Origin of the sequence: Amycolatopsis ultiminotia (assembly GCF_039536925.1) — a bacterium.
In the GTDB taxonomy this organism is placed as follows: domain Bacteria; phylum Actinomycetota; class Actinomycetes; order Mycobacteriales; family Pseudonocardiaceae; genus Amycolatopsis; species Amycolatopsis ultiminotia.
On sequence record NZ_BAAAZN010000006.1, the window covers coordinates 208,941 to 235,475 of the forward strand.

Genomic DNA, 26,535 nt, shown 5'->3' on the forward strand with positions numbered 1-26,535 from the left:
TGTCCGGTCTCGCGGCCGTGACCAGTGAAGGACAGAGGAGCACAACGCGTGTCACCCACACCGGAATCGCCGACACAAGCGCTGCGTGATCGGGAGCGGCGGGTGTCCCGCACGTTCGTGCGCCTCGCCGACACCCTGGTCGCCGACTTCGACATCGCGGACTTCCTGAACATGCTCACCGAGCAGTGCACCGACCTGCTCGACGTCTCCGCGGCCGGGGTGATCCTGCTCGGCCCGGACGAAACCCTGCAGGTCGCGGCCACCTCATCGGAACGGGCGGAACTGCTGGAACTGTTCGCGGTGGAAACCGACGACGGTCCGTGCCTCGACTGCGTCCGCACCGCGGCGCCGGTGTCGTGCGAGGACCTGTCTGCCGAAGCACACCGGTGGCCGAGGTTCACCGCGGCGGCCGCCGAATGCGGGTTCCGTGCCGCGCAGGCGCTGCCGATGCGGCTGCGGGAGCAGACCGTCGGGGTGCTCACCCTGCTGAGCATCGACCCCGGCGGCGCCGACCGCCGCGACCTCGACCTCGGCCAGGCCCTTGCCGACGTCGCCACGATCGGGATCCTGCAGCAACGCACCATCGAACACGGCGACCAGCTCACCGAGCAGCTGCACACCGCACTGCGCAGCCGCATCGTGATCGAACAGGCCAAGGGCGTCCTCGCCGCGCACAGCGCGATCTCCATGGACGAGGCGTTCGCCCGGCTGCGCCGCTACGCCCGCGACCACAACCGGCGCCTGACCGAGCTCGCCCGCTCGGTCATCGACGGCACCGCCGAGCCGGCCACGATCCTGGGACACCCGCGCCACTGACCGCACCGGGCACGAGCCGCGGCCGGTGGCGGATCGGGGTTTCCGGGTCCCACGTCCGGGGCACCCGGAACGGGTGACGGCCGGAGCGGACTGCGGCTTCTTCGTTGTGCCGCACGGGTTTCCGAGCGTTTCCCGGTGGGCGTGCAGCGTCGTCGCGGCGAAGGAGCTGACCGGTTCCGCACCCGCCCGTCTCACGAAGCCGATGAACAGAGAGGAAAACGTGGGTAAGCTCAAGAAGATCAAGAAGGCCGGTGCGCAGGCCCGCCACGACGCCGAACGGGCCGAGGCCGCGGCGACGCGAGCGGAAGCAGCCCTCGCCGCGATCCAGCGCGCGACCGGGAATCCGGCCGACGAGAGCGCGGAGGAACACCAGCCGGCCTACACCGGACCCCAAGGCCGTGATGCGCTGGCACCGGCCGCGACAGTGTCCTGAAAGGAACGGTCCTGATCGGATCGGCGCGGCTGCTCCGGCAGTGTACTTGCGCAGACGGGCGGTGCAGTGGTTCACCTCGGGCCCGGGGAATTCCTCGGCGCGGTAAGTGTGCGGGCCGGGACCCGGGGGTACTCGCCCCGAGTAGGGACATTTTTCGAAGCCCCAGCTTCGACGTTCCAACCTCCATTGTGCGAGTTTGTGCGTGCACACCCGCACAGGACGAGACCAGTGAATCGTGCACGCCGATCGGCAGGGCAGTGATGACTACCTCGGACAAGCCGAACACCAACGCCAACAACCCGGACACTCTGATGGGTGCCGCGGTATACGACCGGGACGGCGGCAAACTCGGCAAGGTCGACTCCGTTTACCTGGATACCGGGACCAACAAGCCGGAATGGGTCGCGGTGAAGAGCGGTCTGTTCGGCAACCACGTCTCCCTGGTGCCGCTGGCACGCGGGAAGTGGGACGGCAGCGCCTTGAGCGTGCCCTTCGACAAGGAAGCGCTCAAGGCCGCCCCGCACCACGAACCCGACCAGGCCCTGAGTGAGAAGGACGAGCAGGAGCTCTACCGGCACTACGGGATTTCCGCCAACCGGTCCGGCGCAGCAGGTGCGACAGGCACGGCGGGCGCGACCGGCACCGCCGGTGCGGCAGGCACCGCGGGAGCCGCCGGAGCCGCAGGTACGGCCGGGGCTGCCGGAGCCGGCACGGCCGGAGCCGCAGGCACCGCCGGTGCCGCCGGGGCGGCAGGCGACCAGCGTTCCGAACGGCGGCACGCCCGCGATGACCGCGGCGATGCCACCGTGGGGCAGGGCCGTGAAAATCGCGGCGATTCGGGTCAGGACAACACGATGACGCGTTCGGAAGAACAATTGCGCGTCGGCAAGCAGACCCACGAATCCGGCCGCGCCCGGCTGCGCAAGCACATCGTGACCGAAAATGTTACCAGGACCGTCCCGGTGAGCCATGAAGAGGTCGTCGTGGAACGCGAGCCGATCACGGACACCAATCGCGGAAATGCGACGTCCGGCAAACACCTCACCGAGGACGAACAAGAGGTCACTTTGCACGAGGAGCGAGTGGTCACGGACAAGGAAACCGTTCCGGTGGAGCGGGTCCGGCTCGGCACGGAAACCGTGACCGACGAGGCCACCGTGAACGAGACGCTGCAAAAGGAGCAAATCGACGCGGAAACCACTGACGGCGTCGAACTCGGCCGCAGCGATCGGAACAAGCACAGCCGCGGCGACACGAACCGCTGAGCCACCTGCCGGGCCCCGGCGTATCCCGGCCGAAGCGCGAGATGCCGCCGAGTCAGCACACAGAAAGCGCAGCCGCCAGCCGGTCATTCTCGGTCACCACACCGACCATGGCCGGCTGCGGCCCGCACCGCCCCGGCAACCACCCGGCAAAATCCCGGAGGAGGACCGCGGTGGGCAAACCTGCTCCCCGGCCCCTCCGCCACGAAACCCTCCCGCCACAGCCGATCCCGCCCACCGCCCCGCCGCAAGCCAACCCCGCTCCTGCGAAGTGCTCCAGCTACCAGCGGGCCCACTCCTCCGAAGCGTCCCGCGCAAGCAATCCCCTCTCGCAAAGCGCCCGCGCAAGCAAGACCCGCGCCCTTGTCGTACTCCAGCCGCAAGCAGGCCCACTCCCCCGAAGTACCCTCCGCAGGCCAAACCCGCTCCCGTGAACCGTGCCGCCGGCGTGTTCCCGCCGCAAGGTGGATGGGGGCCGTCCGGTGGCGTTCCCGCTCGGGTCAGCGGGTCGTGCCGGGGTGTTGTCCGGTATTGCGGGTCAGGATTCGCCCTCCGAGACCAGTTCGACGGGTTCGAGTTCGCGGCCCTGCAGCACGGCTCCGCAGTGTCCGCAGGTCAGCTGTGGCTCGATCAGTTCCCCGCATCCGGTGTGGCGCAAGTGCCGCCGGGACGCCGGATCAGTGCTCAGGTGGTTCGCCGCCCACTGGGAGAGGGTGATCCAGCCCGGAACGAGTTCCCGCGCGCTGGCGGTGAGCCGGTAGTCGTACCAGTCCTTGTCCGGCCGGTACCGGTGGCGTTCGAGCAAGCCGAGGTCGACCAGCCCGGCCAGGCGACTGGTCAGAGTGTTGGGTGCGATGCCGAGGCTGCGCTGCAGCGCGCCGAACCGCTCCACGCCGAAGAAGACCTCCCGCAGGATGGCGTAGTTCCACCGTTCGCCCAGCAGTGCGAACAGTTCCTGGGCCAACGGGGTGTGCGGCCGTGTCGACATGCCGCCACGATACCTCATCACCACATATCACGAAGTACTACTGGACAAGATCTACTTCCAAAGCGATAGTAGTTGGTGAGCTGCCGCGGCAGGACCACCCGGCACGAGCGGCGGAAGGGAGCAGATCGCGATGCAGGTTTCGGTCGATCTCGCGCGATGCCAGAGCTACGGGCAATGCGTGTTCGCGGCACCGGAGATCTTCGAACTCGTCGGCGGACCCGAGATCCTCGAGTACGACAGTGCCCCGCAGGAGCGGCTGCGCCTGCACGCCGAACGAGCCCGCGCCGCGTGCCCGGTCCAGGCCATCACGATCGGCCCGGCCGCAGGCCCGCAGCGGGATCGGCAGCCGAAGTGAGCGCGACGCCCCGCGGGCAGCAGCAGCCCGCCGATGACCGGGTGCCGCCGTCGGCCGGGCACGTCGTGCTCGTCGGCGCGTCCCTCGCCGCTCTGCACGCGGCCGAAACGTTGCGACAGAAGGGATTTGCCGGACGTCTCACGCTCGTCGGCGCGGAACCGCATCCGCCGTACGACCGTCCGCCACTGTCCAAACGGGTACTGGCCGGCCGGCTGTCCGCGGAGAACACCGGGCTCCCCCAGTCGATCGAGCTGGACGCAGAGTGGCGGCTGGGCGTCGCAGCGGTCGCGCTCGACACCAAGGGCAAGACGGTCACCCTCGCCGACGGCGACGTGCTCGGCTTCGACAAGCTGCTGATCGCCACCGGCACGAGGGCGCGTACCTGGCCGCAGCCGGCCGAGGCCGCACTCGACGGGGTGGTCACCATCCGCACCCGCGACGACGCCCGTGACCTGCGGGCCAGGCTGGCCGCCGGTCCCCGGCGGGTGCTGGTGATCGGCGCAGGTTTCGTGGGCTCGGAAACCGCGTCGGTGTGCCGCGAGCTGGGTTTGGCGGTCACGGTCGTCGAGCGCGGTGCGGCACCACTGGCAGGCGCTCTCGGCGGTCCGGCAGGTACCGCGGCGGGACGGCTGCACCGCCACCACGGCGTCGACCTGCGCACCAGCACTTCGGTGCTGGCGCTGGAAGGGGACTCCGCCGGCCGAGTGTGCCGCGCTCGGCTGTCCGACGGCGACGTCCTCGAGGTCGACGTGGTCGTGGCCGCACTGGGAGCAATCCGCAACGTGGAATGGCTCGACGGTTCCGGGCTGGCCGTCGACCACCGCGGGGTGCGCTGCGACGCGTTCTGCCGAGCGATCCACGACGACGGACGGATCGACGACGACGTACTGGTGGCCGGCGACGTCGCGTGCTGGCCGCATCCCCTGTTCGGAGACGAGCCGCTGGCCGTGGAGCACTGGGACAACGCGGTGCGCCAAGCCCGCGTGGCCGCGACGACGATGCTGCACGGACCGGTGCTCGCACACACGGCGCTGCCGACCTTCTGGTCCAACCAGTTCGGCGTGAACATCAAGGTGGTCGGCGTGCCCAGCCGTGCCGACCAGGTCGCGGTCGTGCAGGGCTCGGTGCGCGACGCGTGCTTCGTCGCGACCTACGGCCGAGCGGGCAGGCTCATCGGCGCGCTGGCGGTCAACACGCCGCGGGCGGTCGACTCCTACGCCGCGATGATCAACGACCGCGCCGGATTCCCGCTTGCGCTCAACGCGGCCGACGCCCCGGACCCCATCCGGATCCTCGACGCCTGAGCACGAGAACCCACCATCCCGTTCCCGAGGAGACCGATCATGACGACCAGTATCCGGTCCACCGCCGGCCTCGCGGTATCGACGCCGCACGAAGAACTCTTCGCCCGCGTCCTGGACCAGGACAGCCGGGCGGACCCGTATCCGCTCTACTCCGCGTTGCGCACCGAGCCGGTGTCCCGGCAGTCCGACGGGACCTGGGTCGTCAGCGGCTACGAGGAGATCAACACCCTGCTGCACGATCCGCGGATCAGCTCCGACCTGCGCAACGCCGACAGCGCCCGGCCGGCCATGGTGCGCGGCTCGCTGCTCGTGCAGGACCCGCCCGACCACGACCGGCTGCGGAGTGCGGTGATGGCCAAGTTCACCCCCGCCGTGGTCGAATCGTTCCGGCACGAGGTGCGCACGCTGATCGACGGGCTGCTGGACGCGATCGGTTCCAGGACTCGCCTCGACCTGGTCGACGAGGTCGCCTACCCGCTGCCGGTCAGCGTCATCTGCACGCTGCTCGGCGTGCCGAGGGAGGACGAAGCCCGGTTCCACTCCTGGGCCGACACCGTGGCCCGCAACATCGACAACGACCCGAGCCTGACCCGGCAGGAGATCGACGACATCAACCACGCGGCCGAGGAACTCGGCCGTTACCTGGGCAAGCTCGCCGACGACCACGCGGAGAACCCGGGCGACGACCTGATTTCCGGGCTGCTCAGCGGAAGCAGCCACAGTGCTCCGCTCACCGGGGAGGACCTGGTGGTGACCGCCCGGCTGCTGCTCATCGCCGGGCACGAGACCACGGTCAACCTCATCACCAACGGGATGCTCACCCTGCTGCGGCACCCCGATCTCCTCGAACGCTTCCGCGGCGAACCCGAACTGGTCGTGCCGATGGTGGAAGAACTGCTGCGTTACGAGCCCTCGGTGCAGTTCCGCCACCGCGCGGCCCTCGCCGACATCGAGATCGGCGGCACGACCATCCCGCGCGGTTCGGTGGTGGTCCTGCTGCTGGCCGCAGGCAGCCGCGACCCAGGGCACTTCGCCGACGCCGACCGCTTCGTCCCGGACCGCAGCCCCAACGACCACTTCGGATTCGGGGGTGGAATGCACTACTGCATCGGCGCACCACTGGCCCGGCTGGAGGCACAGATCGTGCTCACCGAACTGGTCCGCCGCCTCGACGATCCGCGGCTGGCCGCCGACCCGCCGCCGTACCGGCCCACCGCCGCACTGCGCGGTCCCCGGCACCTGTGGCTGGAGGTGGCCGGCATTCGGGCCTAGCGAAGCACCGCGAACGGCAAGATCAGGCAACGAGACGGCAGGCGAAGAGACAAGGAGGCAGGGCAGTGCGAGCGATCGGCCTGACCGAGTTCGGCGGACCCGAGGTACTGCGGGTGATCGAGCTGCCGGATCCGGTGCCGGGCAACGGTGAGGTGCGCATCCGGGTGCACGCCGCCGCAGTCAACCCGACCGACACGCTGTTGCGTTCCGGTGCCACGAGCGCTCGGTTCGACGGCAGGCCGGGGCCGTATGTGCCGGGGATGGACGCGGCGGGCGTGCTCGACGCGATCGGACCGGGCACCGACACCCCGCTCCGGCCGGGGGATGCGGTGATCGCGAGTCCGCCCCTACGAGCGCCGCGGCGGCGCCTACGCCGAGTCGGTCGTGGTGCCTGCCGAATCCGTGCTGCCGATTCCGTCCGATGTGGACTTCCCGGCTGCCGCCACACTGCTGATGAACGCGCTCACCGCGCGGCTCGGACTGGACCTGCTCGGGGTGCCTGCCGGTGGCACTGTCGCGGTGACCGGCGCGGCCGGGGCTTTCGGCGGGTACGCGGTGCAGCTGGCCAAGAGTGACGGCCTGCGTGTGCTGGCCGACGCCTCGCCGTCGGACACGCAGCTGGTGGCCGGCTTCGGCGCCGACGAGGTGGTCCGCCGCGGTGACGACGTCGCCGACCGGTTCCGCGCGCTCGCCCCCGCCGGGGTGAACGGCGTGCTCGACGGGGCGATGCTGCACGAGCCGGTCCTCCCGGCGATCCGGGACGGTGGCGGCATCGCCGTCCTGCGCGGCTGGGACGGCCCGGTCGAGCGCGCGATCCAGGTGCACCCGGTCTGGGTCAACTCGGCGGCCACCGACCACGCCCGGCTGCGCCGCCTTCGAGAGCAAGCGGAGGCAGGCGAGCTGACCCTGCGCGTGGCCGGCGTGCTGCCCGCCGCACAGGCGCCCGAGGCACACCGGCGACTGGCCGGGGGCGGGCTGCGCGGCCGTCTCGTACTGGACTTCACCGCCTGGTGAGCCGGCCGGAAACGTGCGGCCCGGCCTGCGGACAGGACAAATAACCGGAGGAGTGTTATCGTTTATGGCCTGACCAGTGGAGAGGAACCAGACATGCGGACACGGAAGCTCGGCACCCAGGGACTCGAGGCCGCGGCCATCGGCTACGGCGCGATGGGGATCACCACGGCCTACGGTGCCGCGGACGAGGCAGGCGGCATCGCGGCGATCCGGCGCGCCCACGAACTCGGCGTCACCATGTTCGACACGGCGGAGTTGTACGGGCACGGCACCGGATCGAACGAGACGATCGTGGGACGGGCGGTCGCGCCGTTCCGCGACGAGATCACGCTCGCGACGAAATTCGGCTGGGTGCTCCCGCTCAACCCGGAGAAGCTCTACGACAGCCGTCCGGAGCACATCCGCGAGGTCGCCGACGCGAGCCTGCGGTATCTCGGGGTGGATCGGCTCGACCTGTTCTACCAGCACCGGGTGGACCCGGACGTGCCGATCGAGGACGTCGCGGGGACGGTCGGGGAGCTCGTCGAGGAGGGCAAGGTGCAGTACTTCGGGCTGTCCGAGGCCGGGCCGGACACCATCCGCCGGGCACATGCGGTGCACCCGGTTTCGGCGCTGCAGAGCGAATTCTCCATCTTCGAGCGCGCCACCGCCGAGGAAGTGCTGCCGACCGTCCGGGAACTCGGCATCGGTTTCGTCGCGTACTCGCCGCTCGGCCGCGGCTTCCTCACCGGTGACGTCAAGCCCGCGGGCGACTACGCCGAGGACGACATGCGGCGCAACGACGCACGCTGGCAGCCCGGCAACTACGAGAAGAACCTCGCCGCGATCGGGCAACTCCGCGAGCTGGCCGCAGGCAAGGGCAGCACGGTGACGCAGCTCGCGCTGGCGTGGTTGCTCGCACAGGGCGAGGACATCGTCCCGATCCCCGGCACCAGGAGCGTGGCGCGCGTCGAGGAGAACGCCGCCGCCGCGGACGTCGAGCTCACCGCAGACGACCTCGCCCGGATCGACGAGATCGTCCCGCACGGCGCGTTCGGCGCCCGTTACCCGGAAATCATGATGCCCCGCGGGTGAGGCATACACTCGCGTGGTGACCGACGTCGACCTCGAGAAGTTCCGGGTGCCGCGGCCGAGAAGGGCCGACGGCGCACGGAACTTCGACGCCATCGTGGCAGCCGCGCGCGAAGCGTTCCTGGCCGACGGCGCGGATGTCGCACTCGAGCTGGTCGCGGAACGCGCCGGGGTGGGCATCGCCACCCTGTACCGGAACTTCCCCACCCGTGAGGTGTTGCTGGAACACCTTTACGTCGAGGAGATCCAGTCCATCGTCGGCGACGCGGCGTCGGTGGAGGAGTTGGCGCCGTGGGAGGCCATGACGGTCTGGGTGCGCCGGTTCGTCGAACACCTCGGCCGCAAACGCAAGCTCGGCGTCGCGATCAGCCCCGACGGCGAGGTGTTCGCAGCGTGCAGCGAGGCGATACTGGGCACCGCCGCGCCGATCGTCGACCGGGTACGAGCCAGCGGCGATCTCCGCCGGGACGTGACGGACGCAGACCTCCTCCGCGCGGTATACGGCATCGCCACCATGGAGATCGACTCCGAGGCCCAGCGGCAGAAAATTCTCGAGGTATTCCTCAACGGCCTTGGCCCCGTGGGAAAATCCGGCACCTGAAGGTTGTCCCGTACCCCCTGATCACTACCGGCCGACCTCTGGCTCAGCCGTTTCCCGAGTGCGGTGACGCGGCTTCGCGAGGGGGCTCGGCCGCAGGACCGGGAGCCGGTGGGCGCGGTCTCCCGGCGGTCCGGGGTCCGCAGGCGATCAGGCCCGCACCGAGCAGCGCGGGCAGCGCGAACACCACGAAGTTCCAGCCCAGCGCGGCACCGGAGGCGAGGATCAGGCCGCCCACGATCGGGCCGAGAATTGCGCCGATCCGGCCGGTCGCCAGTACCACGCCCAGTGCGCTGCCCCGTGCGCCGGGCGAATAGTGCGCGGCCACGTAACCGTGGATCAGCGCCTGGGTACCGGTGCCGCCCAAACCGGCGACGGCGACCGCGAGCACGAGCAGTCCGGGGGCGACCCGGAGGCCGAGCAGCAGCAGGCTGAGGCCGGCCGCGACGAACGCCGCCAGCACCGCGATCTTGGGACCGAACCGGTCGGCCGCGATGGCCGCGATCGTGCTCAGCACGATCGAGCCCAGATTGAGCGCCAGCAGGAAACGCAGTGACGAGCCCAGCGCGTACCCGGACTGTTGCATGATCTGCGGGAGCCAGGTGTTGAGGCCGTAGGTCAGCAACAGCGCGCACAGACTGGCCAGGCCGAACACCACCGTGGCACGGAAATGCCGCCGGCTGAGGACACTGCGCAACCCGGTGGCCTCGCGACCGGAATCCGTTTCGGTGTCGGCAAGCACGAGGCCGAAGCGCCGGGCGGTTCGCTTCGCCTCGTCGATCCGGCCGTGTGCGTACAGATACGCCGGTGATTCCGGCAGGAACGCGAACGCGAAGGGGAGGATCAGCACCGCGGGCGCCGCACCGGCCAGGAACATCGAGCGCCAGCCGAACGGAGCCAGCAGCACCAGCCCGAGTACCGCGGCGAGAATGCCGCCGAGCGGAAACCCGATGGACATCAGGCCGTTGAACATCTGCCGGCGTCCAGGCGGTGCGAATTCGACGGTGAACGCGACGGCGCTGGGCAGCACACCGCCGAGACCGAGCCCGGTCAGCAATCGCAGCAGCCCGAACACCGTGACCGAGGGGGCGAACGCGGTCAGCACGGTGAACACGGTGAACCACGTGACGGCGGCCAGGATCAGGCGCCGCCGTCCGATGCGGTCGGCCAGCGGACCGGATACCAATGCCCCGAACAGCATGCCGACCAGCGCGTAGCTGCCGATTGCCCCGGCCTCCGCGGTGCCGAGGTGCCAGCCCGGCTCGTGCAGCAAACCGGGCAGGACGGAACCGTAGACGATGATGTCGTAACCGTCGAAGATGACGGTGAGGAAACAGATCAGCAGCACGCCGAAGAGGCGGGGCGAGCGGGCGACACGAGTCCTGCCGGCGTCGCCGCCGTCCGGTGAACGGGTCATGACAGCACCCTCCGAAGAGAACGGCGCGACGGTGTCGCTTCGTCGTGTGCCGGCCACCGCACGGCGGCGTCGTGGTCCATTTCGTCCACTGTGGATCGCCGAAGCCCGAAGCTGCGGACCGCGCTGCGCCCGCCCCGACGAACGAGGCACGGCTTGTGCGTCATCGGCAACCACCGCCTTTGGTGTTGACTGGTGCCCACCTAGCGAACTAATGTTTGCCTGGCAAGCAGATGCCCGGTACGCTACGACACGCCTCGGAACGGGTCAAGAACCCGTTCCGCAGAAACAGCTTCCGCAATCAGCACCGGTCTTGTGCCCGCACCGGCAGGAGAAGAGGATTCCCATGCACGCTCGAGTCACGAAGGTTTCCGCCGACGAGGACGGGCTGGCACAGTGGCGCCGGATCGTCCGCACCGAGATCGCGCCGAACGCGGCGGGCAAGGACGGATTCGTCCGGGCACTCTGGCTGCTCGACCGGGATTCCGGGCACGGGTTGTCCGTGACACTGTGGGACAGCCGGGAATCCCTCGAAAACGCCGACGCGGCCGCGTCGGCCAACCGCGGCAAGCTGGCCTCCGCCACCGGGGGAACGGTCGAACACTGGTACTACGAAGTCGTCGCCGAAGCCTGAGCACCGAAACTGCCGCAGAACTCGACCGCGGAGACACTGGCAGCCGAGTCCGGTGGTTGCCACCGTTCGGTCAGGGACCGGTGACCGGTTGCGGGTCGGGCGGGCGCTGTTGCCCGATCTGGCCGAGGCTGCGGTTCTTCGTCTCCGGGATCAGGAACAGCACCCAGCCGAATGCCAGTACACCCATCCCCGGCGAGTCCGAAGCAGACGGTCGATGCTCCGGCGTCGGGCCAGTGCGCTGCCGCTTCTCGTCGGTTACCTCGGGGTGGTCGTACAGGACGTTGGACACCGTGCCTGCCGAAACCCCGGCCGTGCGCGCGACGTCCTTGACCGTGGGGCGGTGCACCGGGTCCACCATCGCGTGCACACCTCGCCGAGCCGGCCGTCCGCGCAGACGACTCGTCCACGGCTGTCCGGGCTCAGCTCCGGCGACCTCCGCACTGCGCGGATGCCCGTTCTGTGGAACGTGTCGGTTCAGCGCGTGTCGTGCCGATGCAGTGCCGCGGCGACCGCTTCGGCGAGCAGCACGAGGAATCCGCGCCGATACGGCGGTACCCGCAATTCGTGCCAGGCTGTGCGGAACACTTCGATGACGATCCGTTCCGCGGTACCGGCGTCGCAGACCCGGCGGTCGACCATCGAATAGACCGCCGAGCAGTAGCGTTCCACCAAGCGCTGGAAGGCTTTCTGCTCACCTCTCGAGGCCAGCCAGGCCAGATCGTCGTCGCTCAGCTCCCGCCACGCGCGAGCGGCGACCGATGTGCGGGGCCTGCAGCCGATGACCTTCTTGCATTCAATGCGCATGCGGCAAACCCCGTGCTGATCGAGTGGGCTTACACCGTCTTCTGCGTTCTCGGGCGACCGGAAACCCTCGGGCATCGTTGCCGCTCCCGGCCGCGGCAGTGGCCGGGTTCAGCCGTCGTGTCCCGGCCCGTCACCGCCTGCGCGCAGGCCTGTCCCGTTCGAGGCGGTGCCCCCGGTGCGCAGCAACGGTTTGACGATCGCCGACGCCACCGTCCCGCGGGCACGGGCCAGTGCGTCCTCGACGTCCAGCCCGGGAAGGTGCATCCAGGCGGAACCGCTGAAATCCGCACTGACCACTTCGATCCGGGTGCAGCGCGCGGGTGGCACCAGCGCGACGGAGAACGGCTCGACCACCGATCGCCAGATCGCCTCCGACATCACCAGGCCCGCACCGAAGCGTTCCCCGGCCGGATCCGTCCGGCACCAGTGCCGCACCACCTCGTCGAACACCGCGGCGGTCAGCACCCGGGTCAGCGTGATGTAGGTGCGGTGGTAGCGGTTCTGCTCGGCCATCGGCCCGAGGTGCGCCGCCACCCGCGCCCGCATCGGCGCGCGCCGGTTCCGGTTGCGAGAGCGCAGCAGGTGGTCGAGGTGGAACACCACCTCCACCACCTGCCCCGCGTGGTGGTCGGGGAACGCGAGCATGACGCCGTCGCCGGTCTCCCGCACGTGTTCGGCCTGCCCCCACGACAGGCCGACCGCGGCGAGAGCCTCCGCAAGGCAGGACTCCATCTCGCTCTTCATCGGATCCAGCAGGTCGTCACTCACCTGTGACGAACCGACGATGTCGACGGCGATGACCGCCTTGGTGCGGGCGTTGTACCGACTGGACGGGAACGCGCTCATCCGACTCTCCCCCTGCACTACCTTCCCAACGGGTTACGCAGAGGAGTCTCACGACTACCGGCGTTCAGTTCTGTTCGGCGACGAACAGAACTCTCCCGGCGGCCCACGCAAAAGGGTGAAACTCCGTCACATGTTGGCGAGCTGGAGCAGCCGGTCCAGATCGAGAACGGACAGCCCGCGGCGCCGGGTGCTGATCACGCCGAGTTCCCGCAACTGCTCCAGTGCGGTCGCGAGCGCCGTGCGGCCGAGCGGGATGAAGGCGGCCAGCTCCTCCTGGCTGAGCGGCGCCTCCAGCTGCCAGTACGAGCCGGTGTTGCGTCCGCAGACGCCGACCAGGTAGGCCAGCCGTCGTGCGACCCTGGTTACCGTGTCCGGGGCACGCGTGTGGGTCCGCTGCCGCTGCGCGTCCGACAGCCGGCACGCGAACAGCACGAGCAGCTGGTGACCGGCGTCCGGATGCGCGCGCAGGAACCGGATGAAGCTGTCCGCGTCGATCCGGCGCACCGAGAGCTCGCTCAGCGCCACGACGTCGGCCATCCTCGGCCGTCCGGAGATCACCGCGGCCTCACCGTAAAGGCCACCGCGTCCGCCGATGTCGAGGATGACGTGGTGCGCCTGCGGATCGGTCGAGGTCACCTTCACGTACCCCGCCTCGAGCACCACCACGTCGGCGCCCGCCTCGCCGAGCCGCAGCACCGATTGCCCGGCCGCCACCTGCTGGGGAGTACCGAGCTGCAGCAGCGCCGTCCGGTCCCGCTCGGCCAACCGGTCCAGGAACGACGGTTGCCGCCACCCGTCCACCACGCTCGCAGCCTCCCGGGATCGGCTCTCGGCTCGCCTACCCAGGGTAGCGGGAGACCACCACTACGTGGTCTCCGCGGCCGCTCCGCTGAACACCCGCAGCCGGACCAGTTCCGCGCGCACCCATCCGGCCAGCCCTTCCAGCGGACCGCCCGCAGGCTCGGCCTGCCACCGGCGGACCAGCTCGGCACACGGACCGTGCCGGGCCGAGAACTCCAGCGCCCGCCGGACTTCCCGCACCGTCAGCGGCACGATCCGCCGCCCGGGAACAGGCCGCACCACGGCCTTCGCGGACATCACCGCCACCACCGCGTCGTACACCGCGAACCGGTGCTCCACCGGCACCGCCACGAACTCGTACCGGCCCGCACCGGCGCCACCGCCCGGTTCGGAGAACATCCGCAACCGGACCAGCTCGGCACGCACCGCGTCGGCCGACCGGTGCCACCGGCCACCCGGATGTTCCCCTTCCAGCCGTGCGGACATCCCGGGGCACAACCGGTCACTGGCGGACTTCTTCAACGCCGCCCGCACTTCCCGCACCGACAACGTGCCCACCGCTGCGGGCCTTCCGGCGGGCCCGGCCGGATGGCCGGGGTGCGCGGCCAGCACGCCGATCACCGCTTCGTCCACGGTGAACCGGTGCTCCACCCGCACCGCCACCCATTCCACCCCGTCCACGACCTGCCGCCCGAACACCACCACACCAGACCACATCGGACGGCCCAGTTCCGTTCGCCACCGGACATTTGCCCCCGGGAGGTTCAGCCGTGCAGGCGACGGCGGAGGAAGATGCGCCAGGTCTGTTCGAACGAGTGGGTCAGTGCCGACTCGGCGGCGAACCGGTCCCAGGCGTGGAAGGCGCGGGCGTAGAGGTGCAGGTCGACCGGCACGCCGGCGGTGAGCAGCCGTCGGGCGAAGTCGATGCCCTCGTCCCGCAGCAGATCGAACTGGGCCACCGCAACGAAAGTGTCCGGCAGGCCGGTGAGGTCGGTGGCCCGGCCGGGTGCGGAGTACGGGTGCACCTCGTCGGTGCCGAGCCGGTCGCCGAGCACCGCGGCCCAGGCGAGCCGGATGTCCGGGCGGGCGAAGACGACCTCGGAGCCGGCCTCGGAGCTCGACGGGGTTTCGAGACGGTCGTCGAGCATCGGGTAGAGCAGCGACAGCGCGCACGGCGGCGGGGCCTGCCGGTCACGCACCATGAGCGCGGTGGCCGCGGCGGGCGCTCCGCCGCCACTGGCGCCGCCGAGCGCGATCCGGCGCGGGTCGATCCGGTGCTCGGCGGCGTGCTCGACGAGGTGGGTGTAGGCCAGGTAGCCGTCCTCGGCGGCACCGGGGGCCGGGGTCTCCGGGGCGAGCCGATAGACGACGGCGGCCAGCACGCAGTCGAAGCCCAGCGCCAGCGCGGTGTGGTAGGCGTCGTCGTCGCGGGCGTCGTCGCCGAGGACCTGGGCACCGGCGTGGAACCAGACCACTGCCGGGAGAGCGTGCTCGGCACCGGCCGGGCGGTACAGGACGATCTCGAGTTCGGTCCGGTCCTCCCGCGGGAGGTGGCGGGTTTCGATGGTGACCCTGGTGTCCGGCGGGATCGGCGGCAGCTGGGCGAGCGCCGCGCGGGATTGCGCGCGCAGGCCCGGGATGTCGGAGAGTTCGAGCAGGGTGCCGTTCGCCGCCTTGGGCATCGCGGCGAACGCGGCGGCGAGTTCCGGGTCGAGCTCGGGAATGGTTCCAGGCATGGGAAATCCGTTCGGAGGAGTTCAGTAGAGGGAGGGCTGGCCGCTGCCGGCGGTGATGCCGCCGTCGACGGGCAGGATGGTGCCGGTGATGAACCGGGCGTCGTCCGAGGCGAGAAAACCGACTGCGGCGGCGACGTCGGCCGGAGTGCTGAAACCGGTGAGCGCCCGGCGCTGGTCGAAGCGTTCGATCAGGTCGGCGTACGTCGGCGCCAGTTCTTCCCCGAGGGTCAGTGCCGGGGCGGCGGTGTTCACCCGGATGCCGAACCGGCCGAGATCGAAGGCGAGTCCGCGGGTGAAGTTCACGACCGCACCCTTGGCCGCGTTGTAGGCCGTGCGCCGCCGGTCCCCGCCGAGGCCGGAGGCCGAGGCGATCTGGACGATGCTGCCGCGGCTGCCTTTGAGGTACGGCAACGCCGCCTGCGCGCCGAAGAAGCAGCTGTCGACGTCGGTGCTCATGATCAGCCGCCAGTCCGCCGACGTGGTTTCCTCGAATTCCTTGCCGAGCCCGACGCCGGCGTTGGAGACCAGGACGTCGATCCCGCCGAACCGGGCCGCGCCCGCATCGATCATCGCCTGTACGTCGTCCGCGCTGGTCACGTCGGTGGTGACGGCGAGCGCGCGGTCGGCACCGAGCTCGGCCGCGAGGGCCGCGAGCCGGTCTTCGCGCCGTGCGGCGAGAACGAGGTTGGCCCCTTCCGCGGCGAACCGCCGGGCGATGCCGTCGCCGATACCGGAGCTCGCGCCGGTGACGACGACCGTCCTGCCGGTGAAACGCTGTTCCATAGGACCTTCTCCTGGTCGGTTACCGCCGTTCTTATTCGTCAGTAACTGACGATACAGATCGTCAGTTACTGACGCAAAATTCCGTCAGTATCTGACGCTCGTGATAGGGTCGGCACCGTGCCACGGAGCGGGGACGAAGTGCGGAAGCGGCTGCAGGAGGCAGCGCTCGAGCTGTATCTGGAGCGTGGCTACGACAAGACCACGGGCGCGGACATCGCCGCCCGTGCGGGCGTCACCGAGCGAACCTTCTTCCGGCACTTCACCGACAAGCGTGAGGTCTTCTTCGACGGCGAGGCGGAGTTGCGGGAGCTGCTGACCGGTGCGGTCGCGGAGGTGCCGCCGGACACCAGGCCGCTGCCCGCCCTGCGGACCGCGTTCCACCAGGCCGTGCCACTGATCGAGCGCAACCTCCCGGTCACCGAGCGGCGGGCGCCGGTCATCGCCGCCACACCGGCCCTGCAGGAACGGGCATTGACCAAGACCGCGAGCCTGGTCGCCGCGCTCACCGAGGCCTTGCAGGCCCGCGGTGTCGCCGAACCGCTCGCGGCTCTGTGCGCCCAGGTGGGCATGGACACCTATTCGATCGCGATCCGCCGCTGGGGCGCCGACCGCACCGACGACCTGCACACCCACCTCGACCGCGCCTTCACGGACCTGCGGCTGGCCGGCAACGCCCTGAAGTAGGCCGCGGGGAGGTCAGCCCCACCGCCCGGATGGCCGGTCAACCGTCGCAGGCCAGGTCGTCGACCTCGGCTGCGTGCTGCGCGGAGCTGGTGGATCGACAGATCCTGGTTAAGCTCGTCAGCCATGAAGGTCGTCGCAGCCCTGTGCGTGCTCTTCCTCTTGGCCTCCTGCAGTACCGGGCCGGAGACCGGCAGCATCGTCAGGTCGACAGCGAGCAAGAGCGCGGGTTTCAGCCCACGGGCCGACGGCCTGTATGTGGGTGGCGACGAGGGCGGCAGCCGATCTTTCCTGCGCTTCTACGACGACCATACGGTCGTCGAAGCGGGCGTCACGACCAACGCGACACCCGCCGACGTCCGCCGGTGGCTGACGAAGACCAGCGACAAGGAGATCTCCCGGGGCACCTGGAGCCCGAACGGGAAATTCACGGTGACCTCGGCCGAGGGCGACGTCGACTACACCGTCACCGGACAACGCGACGATGGGTACACGCTGTCCACGCACAGCAAGATCAACGGTCACGACGACTCGACCACCGTGACCTTCTCGCCGGACAGCTGATGAACTGCACCCGGCCGGGCCCGGCGCAGGCACCGCCGCGGCGGTCCGGATGCGGAAGTTCGTCAGTACCCGATGGGCAGTCCGGCGTAGTTTTCCGCCAGGCCCTTCGCGGCGGCTTCGCTCGTGGCGACCCAGCGCAGCTGCGAAAGCTGCAGCTGCTCGTCGAACGGGTCGCCGGAGGTGTGCAGCATGGTGGTCATCCACCAGGAAAAGTGGGTGCACCGCCACACCCGCCGCAATGCGGTGTCCGAGTAGGCCTCGGCCGGTGCCGGATCCTTGTCGTTGAGCAACCGAGCCAATGCGGGCGCCAGCAGTGCGACGTCCGCGACGGCGAGGTTCAGCCCCTTCGCCCCGGTCGGGGGCACGATGTGCGCGGCGTCGCCGGCGAGGAAGAGCCTGCCGTGACGCATCGGCTGCTGCACGAAGCTGCGCATGGGCAGCACGGATTTCTCGATGATCGGGCCCGGGTCGAGTGTCCAGCCGTCCTGGCCGTCGCCGAGCCGAGTGGCGAGCGCGGACCAGATGCGGTCATCGGACCACGCTGCGACGTCGGTGCCGTTGGGGACCTGCAGGTACAGCCGGGACACCGTCGGCGAGCGCATGGAGTGCAACGCGAACCCGTCCGGATGCCAGGCGTAGATCAGCTCGTCGGTCGAGGGGGCGACGTCGGCGAGGATGCCCAGCCACGAGTACGGGTAGACCCGCTCCCACGTCCGCGGATCCGGCACAGCCGTGCGCGAGGGCCCGAATGAGCCGTCGCATCCGACCACGACGTCCGCCTCGATCCGTCCTGGCCGCCCGTCCTGGCCGGTGTAGGTCACCGAGGGCCGGTCCGTCTCCACGTCGTGCACGGCGGTGTCGCTCACCTCGTACACGATCTCCTGTCCCGCGGCCGACCGCGCACGGCCGAGGTCCTTGGTCACGTCGGTCTGCCCGTACACCGTCACCGTGCGGCCGACCAGCTCGGAGAAGTCCAGATGATGCCGTTCCCGCGGCCACTGCAGGTGGATACCGCGGTGCACGTCGCCCTCCCGGTCCAGCCGCTGCCCCAGCCCGCACGAGCGCAGCAGGTCCACAGTGGATTGTTCGAGGATGCCCGCGCGGATCCGCGCCTCGACGTACTCGCGCGAGCGGGTTTCCACGATCACCGACTCGACGCCTGCCGCAGCCAGCAAATGCGACAGCAACAAGCCCGCCGGGCCCGCGCCGACGATAGCGACCTGGGTGCGCACGATGGGTACCTCCCGCAGGTAGTGGTGACGAGAACGGGTCAGGACAACCGCAGCAGCCCGGCCGCGTTCTGTTTGCCGATCAACGGCCGGACCTCGTCACGGATCGGCAAGTCCGCGAAACCGGCCGGCCGACGGTCCGGGGGCACGACCGGGAAATCCGAGCCGAACAGTACCTTGCCGCGCAGCGAGGTGTCCGCGGCGCGCGTCGGGTCCGAGTACCGCAGACGGATCCCCCGGCCGCCGGGCCGGGCCGCACCGAGCCCGGCGGCGGCGTCGGCGGTGAACACCACGGCGGCCGTGGTCCGCGCCCGGTAGTGCTCCGCGGTGACGGCAACCGTCGGCATGCGGTCCTGTCCGGCGCGGAAGCGTCCAGCAGTTCCCGGTCCGGTGAGAAGCAGCCGTGCCCGTCCTGTTCGACGTGCGTGTGCACGTCGAACGCGGTGAGTTCGTCGACGTTCACCGGGACTCCTCGGTCAGTGCGCCGTAGCCGAGCTCCAGGCTCTGCCGGAACAGCGCGTGCTGGACCGCGGGCACGGCGCCGAGCATCTCGTCCTCGATCGCCTCGACCAGCGGATCGCAGCGTTCGAGCAGTTCCCGGCCGGTGTCGGTCAGGGTCAGCAGGAGGACCCGGCGGTTGCCGGGATCGCGTTCGCGCGCGATGTGCCCCTGGGTCTCCAGTGTGCGGACCATCTCGTTCATCGTCTGCGGCGTCACGAACGATCTCCGCGCGAGCTGGGCCGAGGACAGCCCGTCGCGGTGGCGCAACGCGGTCAGCGCGGTGAACTGCGGCGTGGTCAGCCCGAGCGGCGGCAGCGCCTGGTCCATCCTGGCCCGGATGGCCAGTTCGAGGCGCTTGACCAGATACAACGTCAGCGGTTCGGCCATCCGCCGATCCTCGCGCACGCTCACCGCAGCCGCTCCCGCACCTCGGCCTTGCCGACCTTGCCGGATCCGGTGCGCGGGAGCTCGGTCCACTGCTCGAAACCACGCGGCACCTTGTATCCGGCGAGCCGGCTGCGGGCGAACGTGCGCAGCTCGTCCTCAGTCACCACGGCACCGGGCCGCGGCACGAGCACGGCGTACGGGACCTCGCCCCACTTCTCGTCGGGAACCCCGACCACTGCGCACGACTCGACGTCCGGATGCTCGCACAGCACCGACTCCACCTCCGCCGGGTACACGTTCTCCCCACCGGAGATGATCAGGTCCTTGACCCGGTCCACGACGGTGTAGCACCCGTCACCGTCCACTGTGGCCACATCACCGGAGTGCAGCCAGCCGCCTGCCAGCGCGGTTTCCGTGGCGTCCGGGCGATTCCAGTAGCCGAGCATCACGTTCGGGCCGCGGACCAGGATCTCGCCCCGCTCGCCGGTGCCGACCTGCGCACCGCCGGGGTCCACGAGCCGCACGTCGGTGAAGAACGACGGGACGCCCGCCGTGCCCGCCTTGGTGCGCACCGCGTCGCGGTCGAGCAGCAGCACCCCTGGTGAGCACTCGGTCAGCCCGTAACCCTGTACGAAAACGAGGCCACGGTCGAGGTAACGGCGGATGGTCGCCGGGGGCACCGGGGAGCCACCGCACAACAGGGCGCGCACACTGGACAGATCGGCGCCGGCCCAGCCGGGGTGCGCGGCGATCGCCTCGTACATCGCGGGAACGCCGAACAGCGTGGTGACTCGGTGGCGGGCGATCAGCTCGAGCGCGCCGCCGGGGTCGAACGACTCGGCCAGCACGCAGGTGCCGCCTTTGAGCAGCGTCGGCAGGCAGCTCATGCCGAGCGCGGCCGCGTGGAACAGCGATGCCACCACGAGCACGACCTCGGTACTGGCCACATCGGACTCCACGAGCACGTTCACGCAGTTCCAGGTGAGGTTGCCGTGCGAGAGCACCGCGCCCTTCGGCGCCCCGGTCGACCCGGAGGTGTACATGATCACGCACGGGTCGTCGAGTCCGACCGGTTCGTCCGGCAGGTCCGCGGGCCCGGCGGCACGCAGTGCGTCGTAACTGCCGCCGAGCACCAGGCGCTCGCGCAGCAGCGGGCCGGTGGCGGCACAGCCCTCGGCGTGGACCAGCACCGACACCCCGGCGTCACCGAGGACGAACTCCACCTCCGGCTCCGCGAGCCGGGTGTTGACCGGCACGAACACCGCGCCGAGCGCGGCGGTGGCGAACAGGGTTTCCAGGTACGCCGGATGGTTCGGCCCGAGGTAACCGACCCGGTCGCCCCTGCGCACCCCCAGCCGCCGGAGCCCGCCGGCCACGGCCGCGGTGCGCGCGGCCAGCCGGGCGTAGGTGATCCGGTCCTCGCCGTGCACCACTGCCGTCCGGTCCGGAGTCATCCGGGCCCGGCGGGCGGGCCAGGAACCCAGTCCACCGTCACGCATTGCCGCGCCTCCTGCCGGGTCGGGGGTCAGTGGCCCGGCGCAACGCCGAGGCCGGAACGGGGAGTCAGTCGTTCACGCAGGCACCGGGGACTCAGTCGTGCGAGTAGGCGCCGAGGCCGGGCCGGTAGGTCTTGTCGTCGAGGAACTGCGCCATGCCCTTCTCCCGGCCGCGGGTCGGGTCGAGGAACTGCGACTGTTCGAGCTTCGCGTAGAGGTAGTCCTCGGCCTGCTCCCACGGCATCTCCTGGGCCAGCTTGTAGCCGACCTTCGCCGCCCGCAGCACCGCCGGGTTCATCCCCGCCAGTTTCAGCGCCAGCTCACGGGTCCGCTCGCGCAGCCGCGCCGCCGGCACGGCTTCGTTCACCAGCCGCATCTCCGCGGCACGCCTGCCGTCGAACGGTTCACCGGTCATGATGAAGTACAGCGCGTCCCGCTGCGGCACCGTCGCGGCGAGCGCACGGCTCACGACCCCACCCGGCGGGATGCCCCAGTTGATCTCGGACAGCCCGTACTGCGCCTGCTCGTCGGTGATCGCGAGGTCGCACGCGACGAGCGGGGTGAAGGCACCGCCGAAGCACCAGCCGTTGACCATCGCGATCGTCGGCTTCGACCAGTTCGACAGGCGCTTCCACTGCCATTCCGCGCTGGCGCGGCGGACCCGGGCCTGCAGTGCGGGGTCACCGGACTCGTCGACCTCGCGGAAGTACTCCTGCAGATCCATCCCCGCGGAGAACGACGTGCCGGAGCCGGTGAGCACCAGCGCCCGGCAGCGGGCGTCGCCTTCGAGCGCATCGAGGGTGGCGACCATCTCGTCGTTCAGCGCCGGGTTCATCGCGTTGCGCTTGTCCGGGCGGTTGAGCGAAACCCAGGCGATGCCCTCGTCGAACTCGACGAGAACGGTGTCACCCCAAGGGGTTCCGGCGCGCTCGGTGACGGGTGCAGCCATCGTGGTGTCCTTTCAGAACGGGTACCGCGCGGTTTCCGTGCGGACGGTGACCCACTGGGTCTCGGTGAAGGCTTCGAGGTTGGCGCGGGCGCCGCCCACGCGGCCGGCGCCCGAGGCACCGACGCCGCCGAACGGCGCGGCCGGGTCGTCGTTCACGGTCTGGTCGTTGATGTGCACCAGCCCGGACGGGATCCGGTCCGCGAGCGCCAGTCCCGCGGCGGGGTCGGCGGTGAGCACGCCGAGGCTGAGCCCGTAGTCGGTCTCCGCGGCCAGCTCGGCGGCTTCGTCGAGGGTGTCGAACGGGCGCACGCAGGCGACCGGGCCGAAGACTTCCTCGGCGTAGGCGGGAATCCCGGGGTGGCAGTCGGCGAGCACGGTCGGGCGGTAGAACGGGCCGTCCGCCTTGCCGCCCGCGACCAGCCGCGCGCCGGCGGCGACGCTGCCGGAGACGAGGTTCTCCACGTGCGCCAGCTGGTTCTCGTCGATGATCGGGCCGAGCGCGGCTTCGGTGGTGAACGGATCGCCGACGGTCAGCGCGTCCGCCTTGTGCGCCAGCAGATCCACGTAACGCTGGTAAAGCGAGCGGTGCACCAGGTGCCGTCCGGTGGCCATGCAGATCTGACCCTGGTGCAGGAAACTGCCGAAGGCACCGCACGAGGCGGCGGCCGCCGGATCGGCGTCCGCGCAGACGATCAGCGCACTGTTGCCGCCCAGCTCCAGGTGCGCGCGCTTGAGCAGCTCACCGGCGCGGGCGCCGATCGCCCGCCCGGCACGGGTGGAGCCGGTGAACGAAACGATCGGCACGCGCGGGTGCTCGACCAGCGCCGCTCCGGCGTCGGCCCCGCCGGGCAGCACCTGCAGCACCCCTGGCGGCAGGCCGGCCTCCTCGAAGATCCGGGCGAGCACCACGCCACCGCACACCGCGGTGCGCGGGTCGGGTTTCACGATCACCGCGTTGCCCAGCGCCAGCGCCGGAGCGACCGACCGGACGGAGAGCAGCAGCGGGAAGTTGAACGGCGAGATCACCGCGACGACGCCCGCGGGCACTCGCCGCTGCAGGCTCAGCCGGCGCTGCGCAGGCAGCAACTCGCCATAGGGTGCCGACGCGAGCGCCGCGGCCTGCGTGCATTCCCCCGCCGCGCCGTCGAGTTCGATCCCGGCCTTGACCCGCGTGGAACCCGATTCCCGGACGAGCCAGTCACCGATCTCCGCCGAGTTCGCGGTGCACGCCGCGGCCGCGCGCAGCAGCACCGCGGCCCGCTCGGTGTGCGGATGGGCAGCCCACTCTCGTTGCGCCGCAACGGCTTTGGCCACCGCGTCGGCTACGTCGCCGGCATCGGCCAGTCCGGCAGAGCCGAGCACCGCACCGGTGGCAGGCTCCCGCACCGGGAAGCTGCCCGCACCGCCGAGGCGCCACTGTCCGGTGAAGATCCGGTCCTGCCACGTTGCGGGATCGAGGAGCGTCACGGGATTCTCCTTCGCCGGGACTATTCATCAGGATTCCTGATATCGACGTCGCCATCATGAGTCGTCACAGAAAGAAAAAGCAAGACCTGCGCGGCAGTAAACGACAGGCGTCCTGGTATTTGCAGGTCAGAAGCGCGGACCGCGGCCGCCGAGTTCACCGAGCCGCCACGGCAGCGGGCGCCGGCCGTGCCGGAACCCGCAAGGAAAGGACCGCCCGCTACGCGATCCGAAGTCCCCGGCCCGCGGACAGGAGCCGCCGCAACGAACCTGCGGCCTGGCGGGACACTTCGGGGGCCAGTCCCTCCCGGTACCAGCACGCGAGCGGGAGGGACTCCGACGGCGGCAGGTCCCGGCACTGCACCAGACCGTCCGGCGTCGTGCCCAAGGTGGCGAGCAGCGCGACGCCCTGCCCCGCCGCCGCGGCGGCCTGCACGCCGGCCAGCTGGTTCGCCTCCGCGCTGATCTCGGCGGGGATCCCGTGTGCGGTCAGCGTTTCCAGGGCCCGCGAGCGCAGCGCGCACGGATTGTCGAACGCGACCAGCGGCACCGGACCGGGCGGACGGGTCCAGCCGGGTGCGCAGTACCAGCTCAGCTCGAGCTCGCCGACCGGTGTGGCACGCGGGTCGTCGGTCGCGCCGAGCAGCAGGGCGAGATCGAGCCGGCCGGTGGCGAGGGCGTCACGCAGTGCGGTGCCGCGGTCGAGCCGGTAGCGGACGCGATAGTCGGGCAGCCGCCGGTCCAGTGCGGACGTGAGCTGTGGCAGCAGCTGGGCCGCGGCGTGTTCGGTGGATCCGATGACGACGGTCTCGTCGTCGGCCACGCCGAAGCCGCGCAACGCCTCGGCGTGCAGGTCGAGCAGGCGCCGCGCGTAGCCGAGGAGCCGTTCGCCGTCGGTCGTGAACCGCGAGCGGCGGCCGTCCCGCTCCACGAGACGACGGCCGGTGGCCGCCTCCAGCCTGCGCACGTGCTGGCTCACCGCCGCCTGGCTCAGGTGGAGGTGGGTCGCCGCGCGCTGGAACCCGCCACGGTCGGCGACCGCCACGAAGCTGCGCAGCGGCACGATGTCCAGTACCTGCTCCATGGCTGGCAACCTACCCCGCAACCCATCGCGGATCGTGATGAATTTGCATCGTGAGACGTCGTTGGACATCCGCGGCGAACACCGACCATGCTCAATGCCATGACCTGGTCCGCCGAGCCGATGAGCACCCCGCTCACCTGCCGCCACCGGCCCGACCACGCCCGCTGCGGCACCGCGATCTGTCCGCGCTGAGGCGAACTCCCCGCCGGGCACCGGTGCCCGGTGCCGTCCGCCGTCAGTCCACTGTAGACACGTCTGGCCGGATCCCTTCGACCACAGGAAGACAGGCCCATGTCCCCACGCAAGAAGCGCCGCGGAGGTGCTCTCGCCCTCGCCCTCGCCCTCACCGCGGTCCTCGGCGGCACCCTCACCGCATGCGGTGCCGACGCCGCGTCCGGCGGCCCGACACTGCGCTGGGCCTCGTCGTACTTTCCCACGCACTGGGACCCGGTGGTCGGCGGCAGCGGTGCGCAGTTCCGGGAGCTGGCGCTGGTCTACTCCTCGCTGACCCGCACCGACGAAAGCGGCAAAGCGGTCCCCGACCTGGCGAAGAGCTGGGACTACAACACTGCCGGTGACGAGGTGACGTTTCACCTGCGCGAGGGGCTCAAGTTCAGCGACGGAACCCCGGTCGACGGCGCCGCGGTGAAGGCGGCCGTCGAGCGGGCGAAGCAGCAGAAGAACTCCGCCCTCTTCGGCGACCTCACCTCGATCGAATCGGTCACCGCGAAGGGGCTCGACGTCGTGGTGCACCTGACCCAGGTCGACTACCAGATCCCCCAGCTGCTCGGCGAGCGCGTACTGCAGGTGGCCAGTCCGAAGGCCGCGCAGAACCCGGCGAACCTCGACCAGAACCCGGTCGGCGCCGGACCGTTCACCGTCACGCAGGTGATCCCCGGGACGAAGGCGGTGCTGAAGAAGAACCCGGACTACTGGGACGCCAAGGACATCCACATCGACAACGTCGAGCTCACCTCCGCACCGGACCCGGCGACGGTCGTCTCCGGTCTGCAGACCGGCGTCTACAACTTCTCCGATCTCGAACCCAGCCAGGCCGCGGCGGCGAAGCAGGCCGGTCTCGACGTGTTCGTCCAGCCCGGCTTCAACGCCTCCAACATCAGCATCAACGTGCACCGGGCACCGTTCAACGACCCGCGTGTGGTGGACGCGGTGCGCTACGCGGTCAACCGCCAGGAGTTCGTGGACAAGCTGACCTTCGGCTACGGCGAAGCGACTGACCAGCCGTTCCCGCCGGGGTACGTCGCCTACGATCCGCAGTCGAAGAACCGCTACCCCTACGACCCGGCGAAAGCACGTCAGCTGCTCGCCGAGGCAGGCCACCGGCCCGGCGACGTCAAGCTGGACCTCGTGGTGAAGGAGGGCAACGCGGAAGCCGAGCTCGTGCAATCGCAACTGGCCGCGGCGGGCATCACGACGAACATCAAGGTCGACAAGAACTGGGCCACCCCGTTCTTCGCCAAGGACCTGACCCTCTCGCTCTACAGCACCACCGGCCGGGACTCCGCGGTGCAGACCCTCACCGCGCACTTCGGTCCGGACGGCCCGCTGAACCTCTCCAGCCCGGACGAGCCGGCCGGATTCGAGGCCGCGGTGGCGAAGGTGCGCCAGACCCCGCTCGACGCACCGGACTACCAGCAGGTGCTGCAAGCGGCCACCCGAGCCGGACTGGACAGCAAGGCGCTGGTGTTCACCTATTCCACGCCGAACCTGTTCGCGAAGAGCAAGCAGATCTCGGCGCTGCCGAAGAACCCGGCACACGTCGACTGGACGGGCGTGACGATCAGTGGCCAGTGACCACCCGACGGCCCCGGCAGACCCGGCCACGACAAGCGGCTCGGTCACACCCGGCAACTCGACGGCAGCGGACGGCTCGGCCAGCACCAGCAACCCGGCGGCCACCGGCAACCCCGCCACCAGCCGCAACCCGACCACCACCAGCAACCCCGCCACCAGCCGCAACCCGACCACCACCAGCAACCCCGCCACCAGCCGCAACCCGACCACCACCAGCAACCCCGCCACCAGCCG

28 protein-coding genes and 3 pseudogenes are annotated in these 26,535 nt (G+C 70.4%); 15 read left to right on the forward strand and 16 right to left on the reverse strand.

From position 1 onward, the window contains the following. Nucleotides 1–48 precede the first annotated feature (48 nt). From ABD793_RS16180 to ABD793_RS16190, 3 genes are all read left to right on the forward strand, one after another. Nucleotides 49–816: a GAF and ANTAR domain-containing protein gene (locus ABD793_RS16180; RefSeq protein ID WP_344860614.1), complete on the forward strand. Its 768-nt coding sequence runs from the start codon at nt 49–51 to the stop codon at nt 814–816. Nucleotides 817–1,018: 202 nt separating this feature from the next. Next, the gene (locus tag ABD793_RS16185; RefSeq protein WP_344860616.1) at nt 1,019–1,249 is read left to right on the forward strand and encodes a hypothetical protein; all 231 of its coding nucleotides are present in this window, start codon (nt 1,019–1,021) and stop codon (nt 1,247–1,249) included. Nucleotides 1,250–1,509: 260 nt separating this feature from the next. Further along, nucleotides 1,510–2,514, forward strand: coding sequence for a DUF2382 domain-containing protein (locus ABD793_RS16190; protein ID WP_344860618.1), 1,005 nt, complete (start codon nt 1,510–1,512; stop codon nt 2,512–2,514). Between the two features lie 535 nt (nt 2,515–3,049). On the opposite strand, the gene ABD793_RS16195 is transcribed toward ABD793_RS16190, so the two are convergent. After that, nucleotides 3,050–3,499 (reverse strand): winged helix-turn-helix transcriptional regulator, encoded by a 450-nt coding sequence (locus ABD793_RS16195; protein WP_344860620.1) that lies wholly within the window; start codon nt 3,497–3,499, stop codon nt 3,050–3,052. Nucleotides 3,500–3,629: 130 nt separating this feature from the next. Between ABD793_RS16195 and ABD793_RS16200 the strand changes: the two genes are divergently transcribed. The 7 genes and pseudogenes from ABD793_RS16200 (at nt 3,630) to ABD793_RS16230 (ending at nt 9,116) form a co-directional block, all read left to right on the forward strand. Further along, nucleotides 3,630–3,854 (forward strand): ferredoxin, encoded by a 225-nt coding sequence (locus ABD793_RS16200; protein WP_344860621.1) that lies wholly within the window; start codon nt 3,630–3,632, stop codon nt 3,852–3,854. Further along, nucleotides 3,851–5,158 (forward strand): NAD(P)/FAD-dependent oxidoreductase, encoded by a 1,308-nt coding sequence (locus ABD793_RS16205; RefSeq protein WP_344860623.1) that lies wholly within the window; start codon nt 3,851–3,853, stop codon nt 5,156–5,158. Before ABD793_RS16200 ends, ABD793_RS16205 begins: the two co-directional genes overlap by 4 nt. A gap of 39 nt (nt 5,159–5,197) precedes the next feature. Continuing rightward, nucleotides 5,198–6,430 carry a cytochrome P450 gene (locus ABD793_RS16210; RefSeq protein ID WP_344860625.1) on the forward strand — a complete coding sequence of 411 codons (1,233 nt, stop codon included), beginning with the start codon at nt 5,198–5,200 and terminating at the stop codon, nt 6,428–6,430. Nucleotides 6,431–6,594: 164 nt separating this feature from the next. Continuing rightward, nucleotides 6,595–6,714, forward strand: a pseudogene (locus tag ABD793_RS16215) (NADP-dependent oxidoreductase); the annotation flags it as partial. Nucleotides 6,715–6,817: 103 nt separating this feature from the next. Then, the gene (locus ABD793_RS16220; protein ID WP_344860627.1) at nt 6,818–7,444 is read left to right on the forward strand and encodes a zinc-binding dehydrogenase; all 627 of its coding nucleotides are present in this window, start codon (nt 6,818–6,820) and stop codon (nt 7,442–7,444) included. A gap of 93 nt (nt 7,445–7,537) precedes the next feature. Beyond that, on the forward strand, nt 7,538–8,518 hold the full coding sequence (locus ABD793_RS16225; protein WP_344860628.1) for an aldo/keto reductase: 981 nt from the start codon (nt 7,538–7,540) through the stop codon (nt 8,516–8,518). Between the two features lie 16 nt (nt 8,519–8,534). Next, nucleotides 8,535–9,116 carry a TetR/AcrR family transcriptional regulator gene (locus ABD793_RS16230; protein ID WP_344860630.1) on the forward strand — a complete coding sequence of 194 codons (582 nt, stop codon included), beginning with the start codon at nt 8,535–8,537 and terminating at the stop codon, nt 9,114–9,116. A 43-nt stretch (nt 9,117–9,159) separates the two neighbouring features. On the opposite strand, the gene ABD793_RS16235 is transcribed toward ABD793_RS16230, so the two are convergent. Next, nucleotides 9,160–10,530 carry an MFS transporter gene (locus ABD793_RS16235; RefSeq protein ID WP_344860632.1) on the reverse strand — a complete coding sequence of 457 codons (1,371 nt, stop codon included), beginning with the start codon at nt 10,528–10,530 and terminating at the stop codon, nt 9,160–9,162. A 343-nt stretch (nt 10,531–10,873) separates the two neighbouring features. On the opposite strand from ABD793_RS16235, the gene ABD793_RS16240 reads away from it, so the two are divergent. Then, a complete protein-coding gene (locus tag ABD793_RS16240; protein WP_344860633.1) occupies nt 10,874–11,161 on the forward strand; it encodes a hypothetical protein in 288 nt (95 codons plus the stop codon). 70 nt (nt 11,162–11,231) lie between these two features. Here ABD793_RS16240 and ABD793_RS16245 read toward each other — a convergent pair whose 3' ends face one another. From ABD793_RS16245 to budC, 7 genes are all read right to left on the reverse strand, one after another. Beyond that, nucleotides 11,232–11,519: a LacI family DNA-binding transcriptional regulator gene (locus ABD793_RS16245; protein ID WP_344860635.1), complete on the reverse strand. Its 288-nt coding sequence runs from the start codon at nt 11,517–11,519 to the stop codon at nt 11,232–11,234. Between the two features lie 116 nt (nt 11,520–11,635). Then, complete coding sequence (locus ABD793_RS16250; RefSeq protein ID WP_344860637.1) at nt 11,636–11,965, reverse strand: RNA polymerase sigma factor; 330 nt, start codon at nt 11,963–11,965, stop codon at nt 11,636–11,638. A gap of 108 nt (nt 11,966–12,073) precedes the next feature. Continuing rightward, nucleotides 12,074–12,811 (reverse strand): hypothetical protein, encoded by a 738-nt coding sequence (locus ABD793_RS16255; protein WP_344860639.1) that lies wholly within the window; start codon nt 12,809–12,811, stop codon nt 12,074–12,076. 126 nt (nt 12,812–12,937) lie between these two features. Then, complete coding sequence (locus tag ABD793_RS16260; RefSeq protein WP_344860640.1) at nt 12,938–13,615, reverse strand: Crp/Fnr family transcriptional regulator; 678 nt, start codon at nt 13,613–13,615, stop codon at nt 12,938–12,940. A 60-nt stretch (nt 13,616–13,675) separates the two neighbouring features. Next, on the reverse strand, nt 13,676–14,329 hold the full coding sequence (locus ABD793_RS16265) for a hypothetical protein (RefSeq protein ID WP_344860642.1): 654 nt from the start codon (nt 14,327–14,329) through the stop codon (nt 13,676–13,678). A gap of 47 nt (nt 14,330–14,376) precedes the next feature. Further along, nucleotides 14,377–15,348, reverse strand: coding sequence for an alpha/beta hydrolase fold domain-containing protein (locus ABD793_RS16270; RefSeq protein ID WP_344860644.1), 972 nt, complete (start codon nt 15,346–15,348; stop codon nt 14,377–14,379). Between the two features lie 21 nt (nt 15,349–15,369). Next, entirely contained in the window at nt 15,370–16,131 is a 762-nt protein-coding gene (gene budC, locus ABD793_RS16275) for a meso-2,3-butanediol dehydrogenase (RefSeq protein ID WP_344860647.1), read from the reverse strand. 117 nt (nt 16,132–16,248) lie between these two features. On the opposite strand from budC, the gene ABD793_RS16280 reads away from it, so the two are divergent. After that, entirely contained in the window at nt 16,249–16,815 is a 567-nt protein-coding gene (locus tag ABD793_RS16280; protein ID WP_344860648.1) for a TetR/AcrR family transcriptional regulator, read from the forward strand. A 123-nt stretch (nt 16,816–16,938) separates the two neighbouring features. Further along, a complete protein-coding gene (locus tag ABD793_RS16285) occupies nt 16,939–17,376 on the forward strand; it encodes a hypothetical protein (protein ID WP_344860650.1) in 438 nt (145 codons plus the stop codon). Nucleotides 17,377–17,438: 62 nt separating this feature from the next. Here the strand turns inward: ABD793_RS16285 and ABD793_RS16290 are convergent, their stop codons facing one another. The 7 genes and pseudogenes from ABD793_RS16290 to ABD793_RS16320 form a co-directional block, all read right to left on the reverse strand. Next, nucleotides 17,439–18,608, reverse strand: coding sequence for a 4-hydroxybenzoate 3-monooxygenase (locus ABD793_RS16290; RefSeq protein WP_344860652.1), 1,170 nt, complete (start codon nt 18,606–18,608; stop codon nt 17,439–17,441). 38 nt (nt 18,609–18,646) lie between these two features. After that, a pseudogene (locus tag ABD793_RS16295) lies at nt 18,647–19,068 on the reverse strand (amidohydrolase family protein). Continuing rightward, on the reverse strand, nt 19,065–19,493 hold the full coding sequence (locus ABD793_RS16300; RefSeq protein WP_344860654.1) for a MarR family winged helix-turn-helix transcriptional regulator: 429 nt from the start codon (nt 19,491–19,493) through the stop codon (nt 19,065–19,067). The pseudogene ABD793_RS16295 and the gene ABD793_RS16300 overlap by 4 nt, the downstream one beginning before the upstream one ends. Nucleotides 19,494–19,513: 20 nt before the next feature. Next, nucleotides 19,514–20,992, reverse strand: coding sequence for an acyl-CoA synthetase (locus ABD793_RS16305; RefSeq protein WP_344860656.1), 1,479 nt, complete (start codon nt 20,990–20,992; stop codon nt 19,514–19,516). A 91-nt stretch (nt 20,993–21,083) separates the two neighbouring features. Then, nucleotides 21,084–21,938 carry a p-hydroxycinnamoyl CoA hydratase/lyase gene (locus tag ABD793_RS16310; RefSeq protein ID WP_344860658.1) on the reverse strand — a complete coding sequence of 285 codons (855 nt, stop codon included), beginning with the start codon at nt 21,936–21,938 and terminating at the stop codon, nt 21,084–21,086. A 12-nt stretch (nt 21,939–21,950) separates the two neighbouring features. Continuing rightward, nucleotides 21,951–23,405 carry an aldehyde dehydrogenase family protein gene (locus tag ABD793_RS16315; protein ID WP_344860660.1) on the reverse strand — a complete coding sequence of 485 codons (1,455 nt, stop codon included), beginning with the start codon at nt 23,403–23,405 and terminating at the stop codon, nt 21,951–21,953. Between the two features lie 217 nt (nt 23,406–23,622). Beyond that, nucleotides 23,623–24,486, reverse strand: coding sequence for a LysR family transcriptional regulator (locus tag ABD793_RS16320; RefSeq protein WP_344860662.1), 864 nt, complete (start codon nt 24,484–24,486; stop codon nt 23,623–23,625). Nucleotides 24,487–24,777: 291 nt separating this feature from the next. Between ABD793_RS16320 and ABD793_RS16325 the strand changes: the two genes are divergently transcribed. Together ABD793_RS16325 and ABD793_RS16330 are read left to right on the forward strand one after the other, a co-directional pair. After that, the gene (locus tag ABD793_RS16325) at nt 24,778–26,301 is read left to right on the forward strand and encodes an ABC transporter substrate-binding protein (protein WP_344860664.1); all 1,524 of its coding nucleotides are present in this window, start codon (nt 24,778–24,780) and stop codon (nt 26,299–26,301) included. Continuing rightward, nucleotides 26,291–26,535, forward strand: a pseudogene (locus ABD793_RS16330) (hypothetical protein); the annotation flags it as partial. The gene ABD793_RS16325 and the pseudogene ABD793_RS16330, both read left to right, overlap by 11 nt.

Bases quoted from the DNA above. Each gene is read 5' to 3' on its own strand.
- ABD793_RS16320 (WP_344860662.1), bottom strand. From the start codon at position 24,486: ATGGAGCAGGTACTGGACATCGTGCCGCTGCGCAGCTTCGTGGCGGTC.
- ABD793_RS16325 (WP_344860664.1), top strand. From the start codon at position 24,778: ATGTCCCCACGCAAGAAGCGCCGCGGAGGTGCTCTCGCCCTCGCCCTC.
- ABD793_RS16185 (WP_344860616.1), top strand. From the start codon at position 1,019: ATGAACAGAGAGGAAAACGTGGGTAAGCTCAAGAAGATCAAGAAGGCC.
- ABD793_RS16190 (WP_344860618.1), top strand. From the start codon at position 1,510: ATGACTACCTCGGACAAGCCGAACACCAACGCCAACAACCCGGACACT.
- ABD793_RS16255 (WP_344860639.1), bottom strand. From the start codon at position 12,811: ATGAGCGCGTTCCCGTCCAGTCGGTACAACGCCCGCACCAAGGCGGTC.
- ABD793_RS16285 (WP_344860650.1), top strand. From the start codon at position 16,939: ATGAAGGTCGTCGCAGCCCTGTGCGTGCTCTTCCTCTTGGCCTCCTGC.
- ABD793_RS16235 (WP_344860632.1), bottom strand. From the start codon at position 10,530: ATGACCCGTTCACCGGACGGCGGCGACGCCGGCAGGACTCGTGTCGCC.
- ABD793_RS16240 (WP_344860633.1), top strand. From the start codon at position 10,874: ATGCACGCTCGAGTCACGAAGGTTTCCGCCGACGAGGACGGGCTGGCA.
- budC (WP_344860647.1), bottom strand. From the start codon at position 16,131: ATGGAACAGCGTTTCACCGGCAGGACGGTCGTCGTCACCGGCGCGAGC.
- ABD793_RS16300 (WP_344860654.1), bottom strand. From the start codon at position 19,493: ATGGCCGAACCGCTGACGTTGTATCTGGTCAAGCGCCTCGAACTGGCC.
- ABD793_RS16210 (WP_344860625.1), top strand. From the start codon at position 5,198: ATGACGACCAGTATCCGGTCCACCGCCGGCCTCGCGGTATCGACGCCG.
- ABD793_RS16250 (WP_344860637.1), bottom strand. From the start codon at position 11,965: ATGCGCATTGAATGCAAGAAGGTCATCGGCTGCAGGCCCCGCACATCG.
- ABD793_RS16310 (WP_344860658.1), bottom strand. From the start codon at position 21,938: ATGGCTGCACCCGTCACCGAGCGCGCCGGAACCCCTTGGGGTGACACC.
- ABD793_RS16225 (WP_344860628.1), top strand. From the start codon at position 7,538: ATGCGGACACGGAAGCTCGGCACCCAGGGACTCGAGGCCGCGGCCATC.
- ABD793_RS16200 (WP_344860621.1), top strand. From the start codon at position 3,630: ATGCAGGTTTCGGTCGATCTCGCGCGATGCCAGAGCTACGGGCAATGC.
- ABD793_RS16245 (WP_344860635.1), bottom strand. From the start codon at position 11,519: ATGGTGGACCCGGTGCACCGCCCCACGGTCAAGGACGTCGCGCGCACG.
- ABD793_RS16195 (WP_344860620.1), bottom strand. From the start codon at position 3,499: ATGTCGACACGGCCGCACACCCCGTTGGCCCAGGAACTGTTCGCACTG.
- ABD793_RS16305 (WP_344860656.1), bottom strand. From the start codon at position 20,992: ATGCGTGACGGTGGACTGGGTTCCTGGCCCGCCCGCCGGGCCCGGATG.
- ABD793_RS16265 (WP_344860642.1), bottom strand. From the start codon at position 14,329: ATGTGGTCTGGTGTGGTGGTGTTCGGGCGGCAGGTCGTGGACGGGGTG.
- ABD793_RS16270 (WP_344860644.1), bottom strand. From the start codon at position 15,348: ATGCCTGGAACCATTCCCGAGCTCGACCCGGAACTCGCCGCCGCGTTC.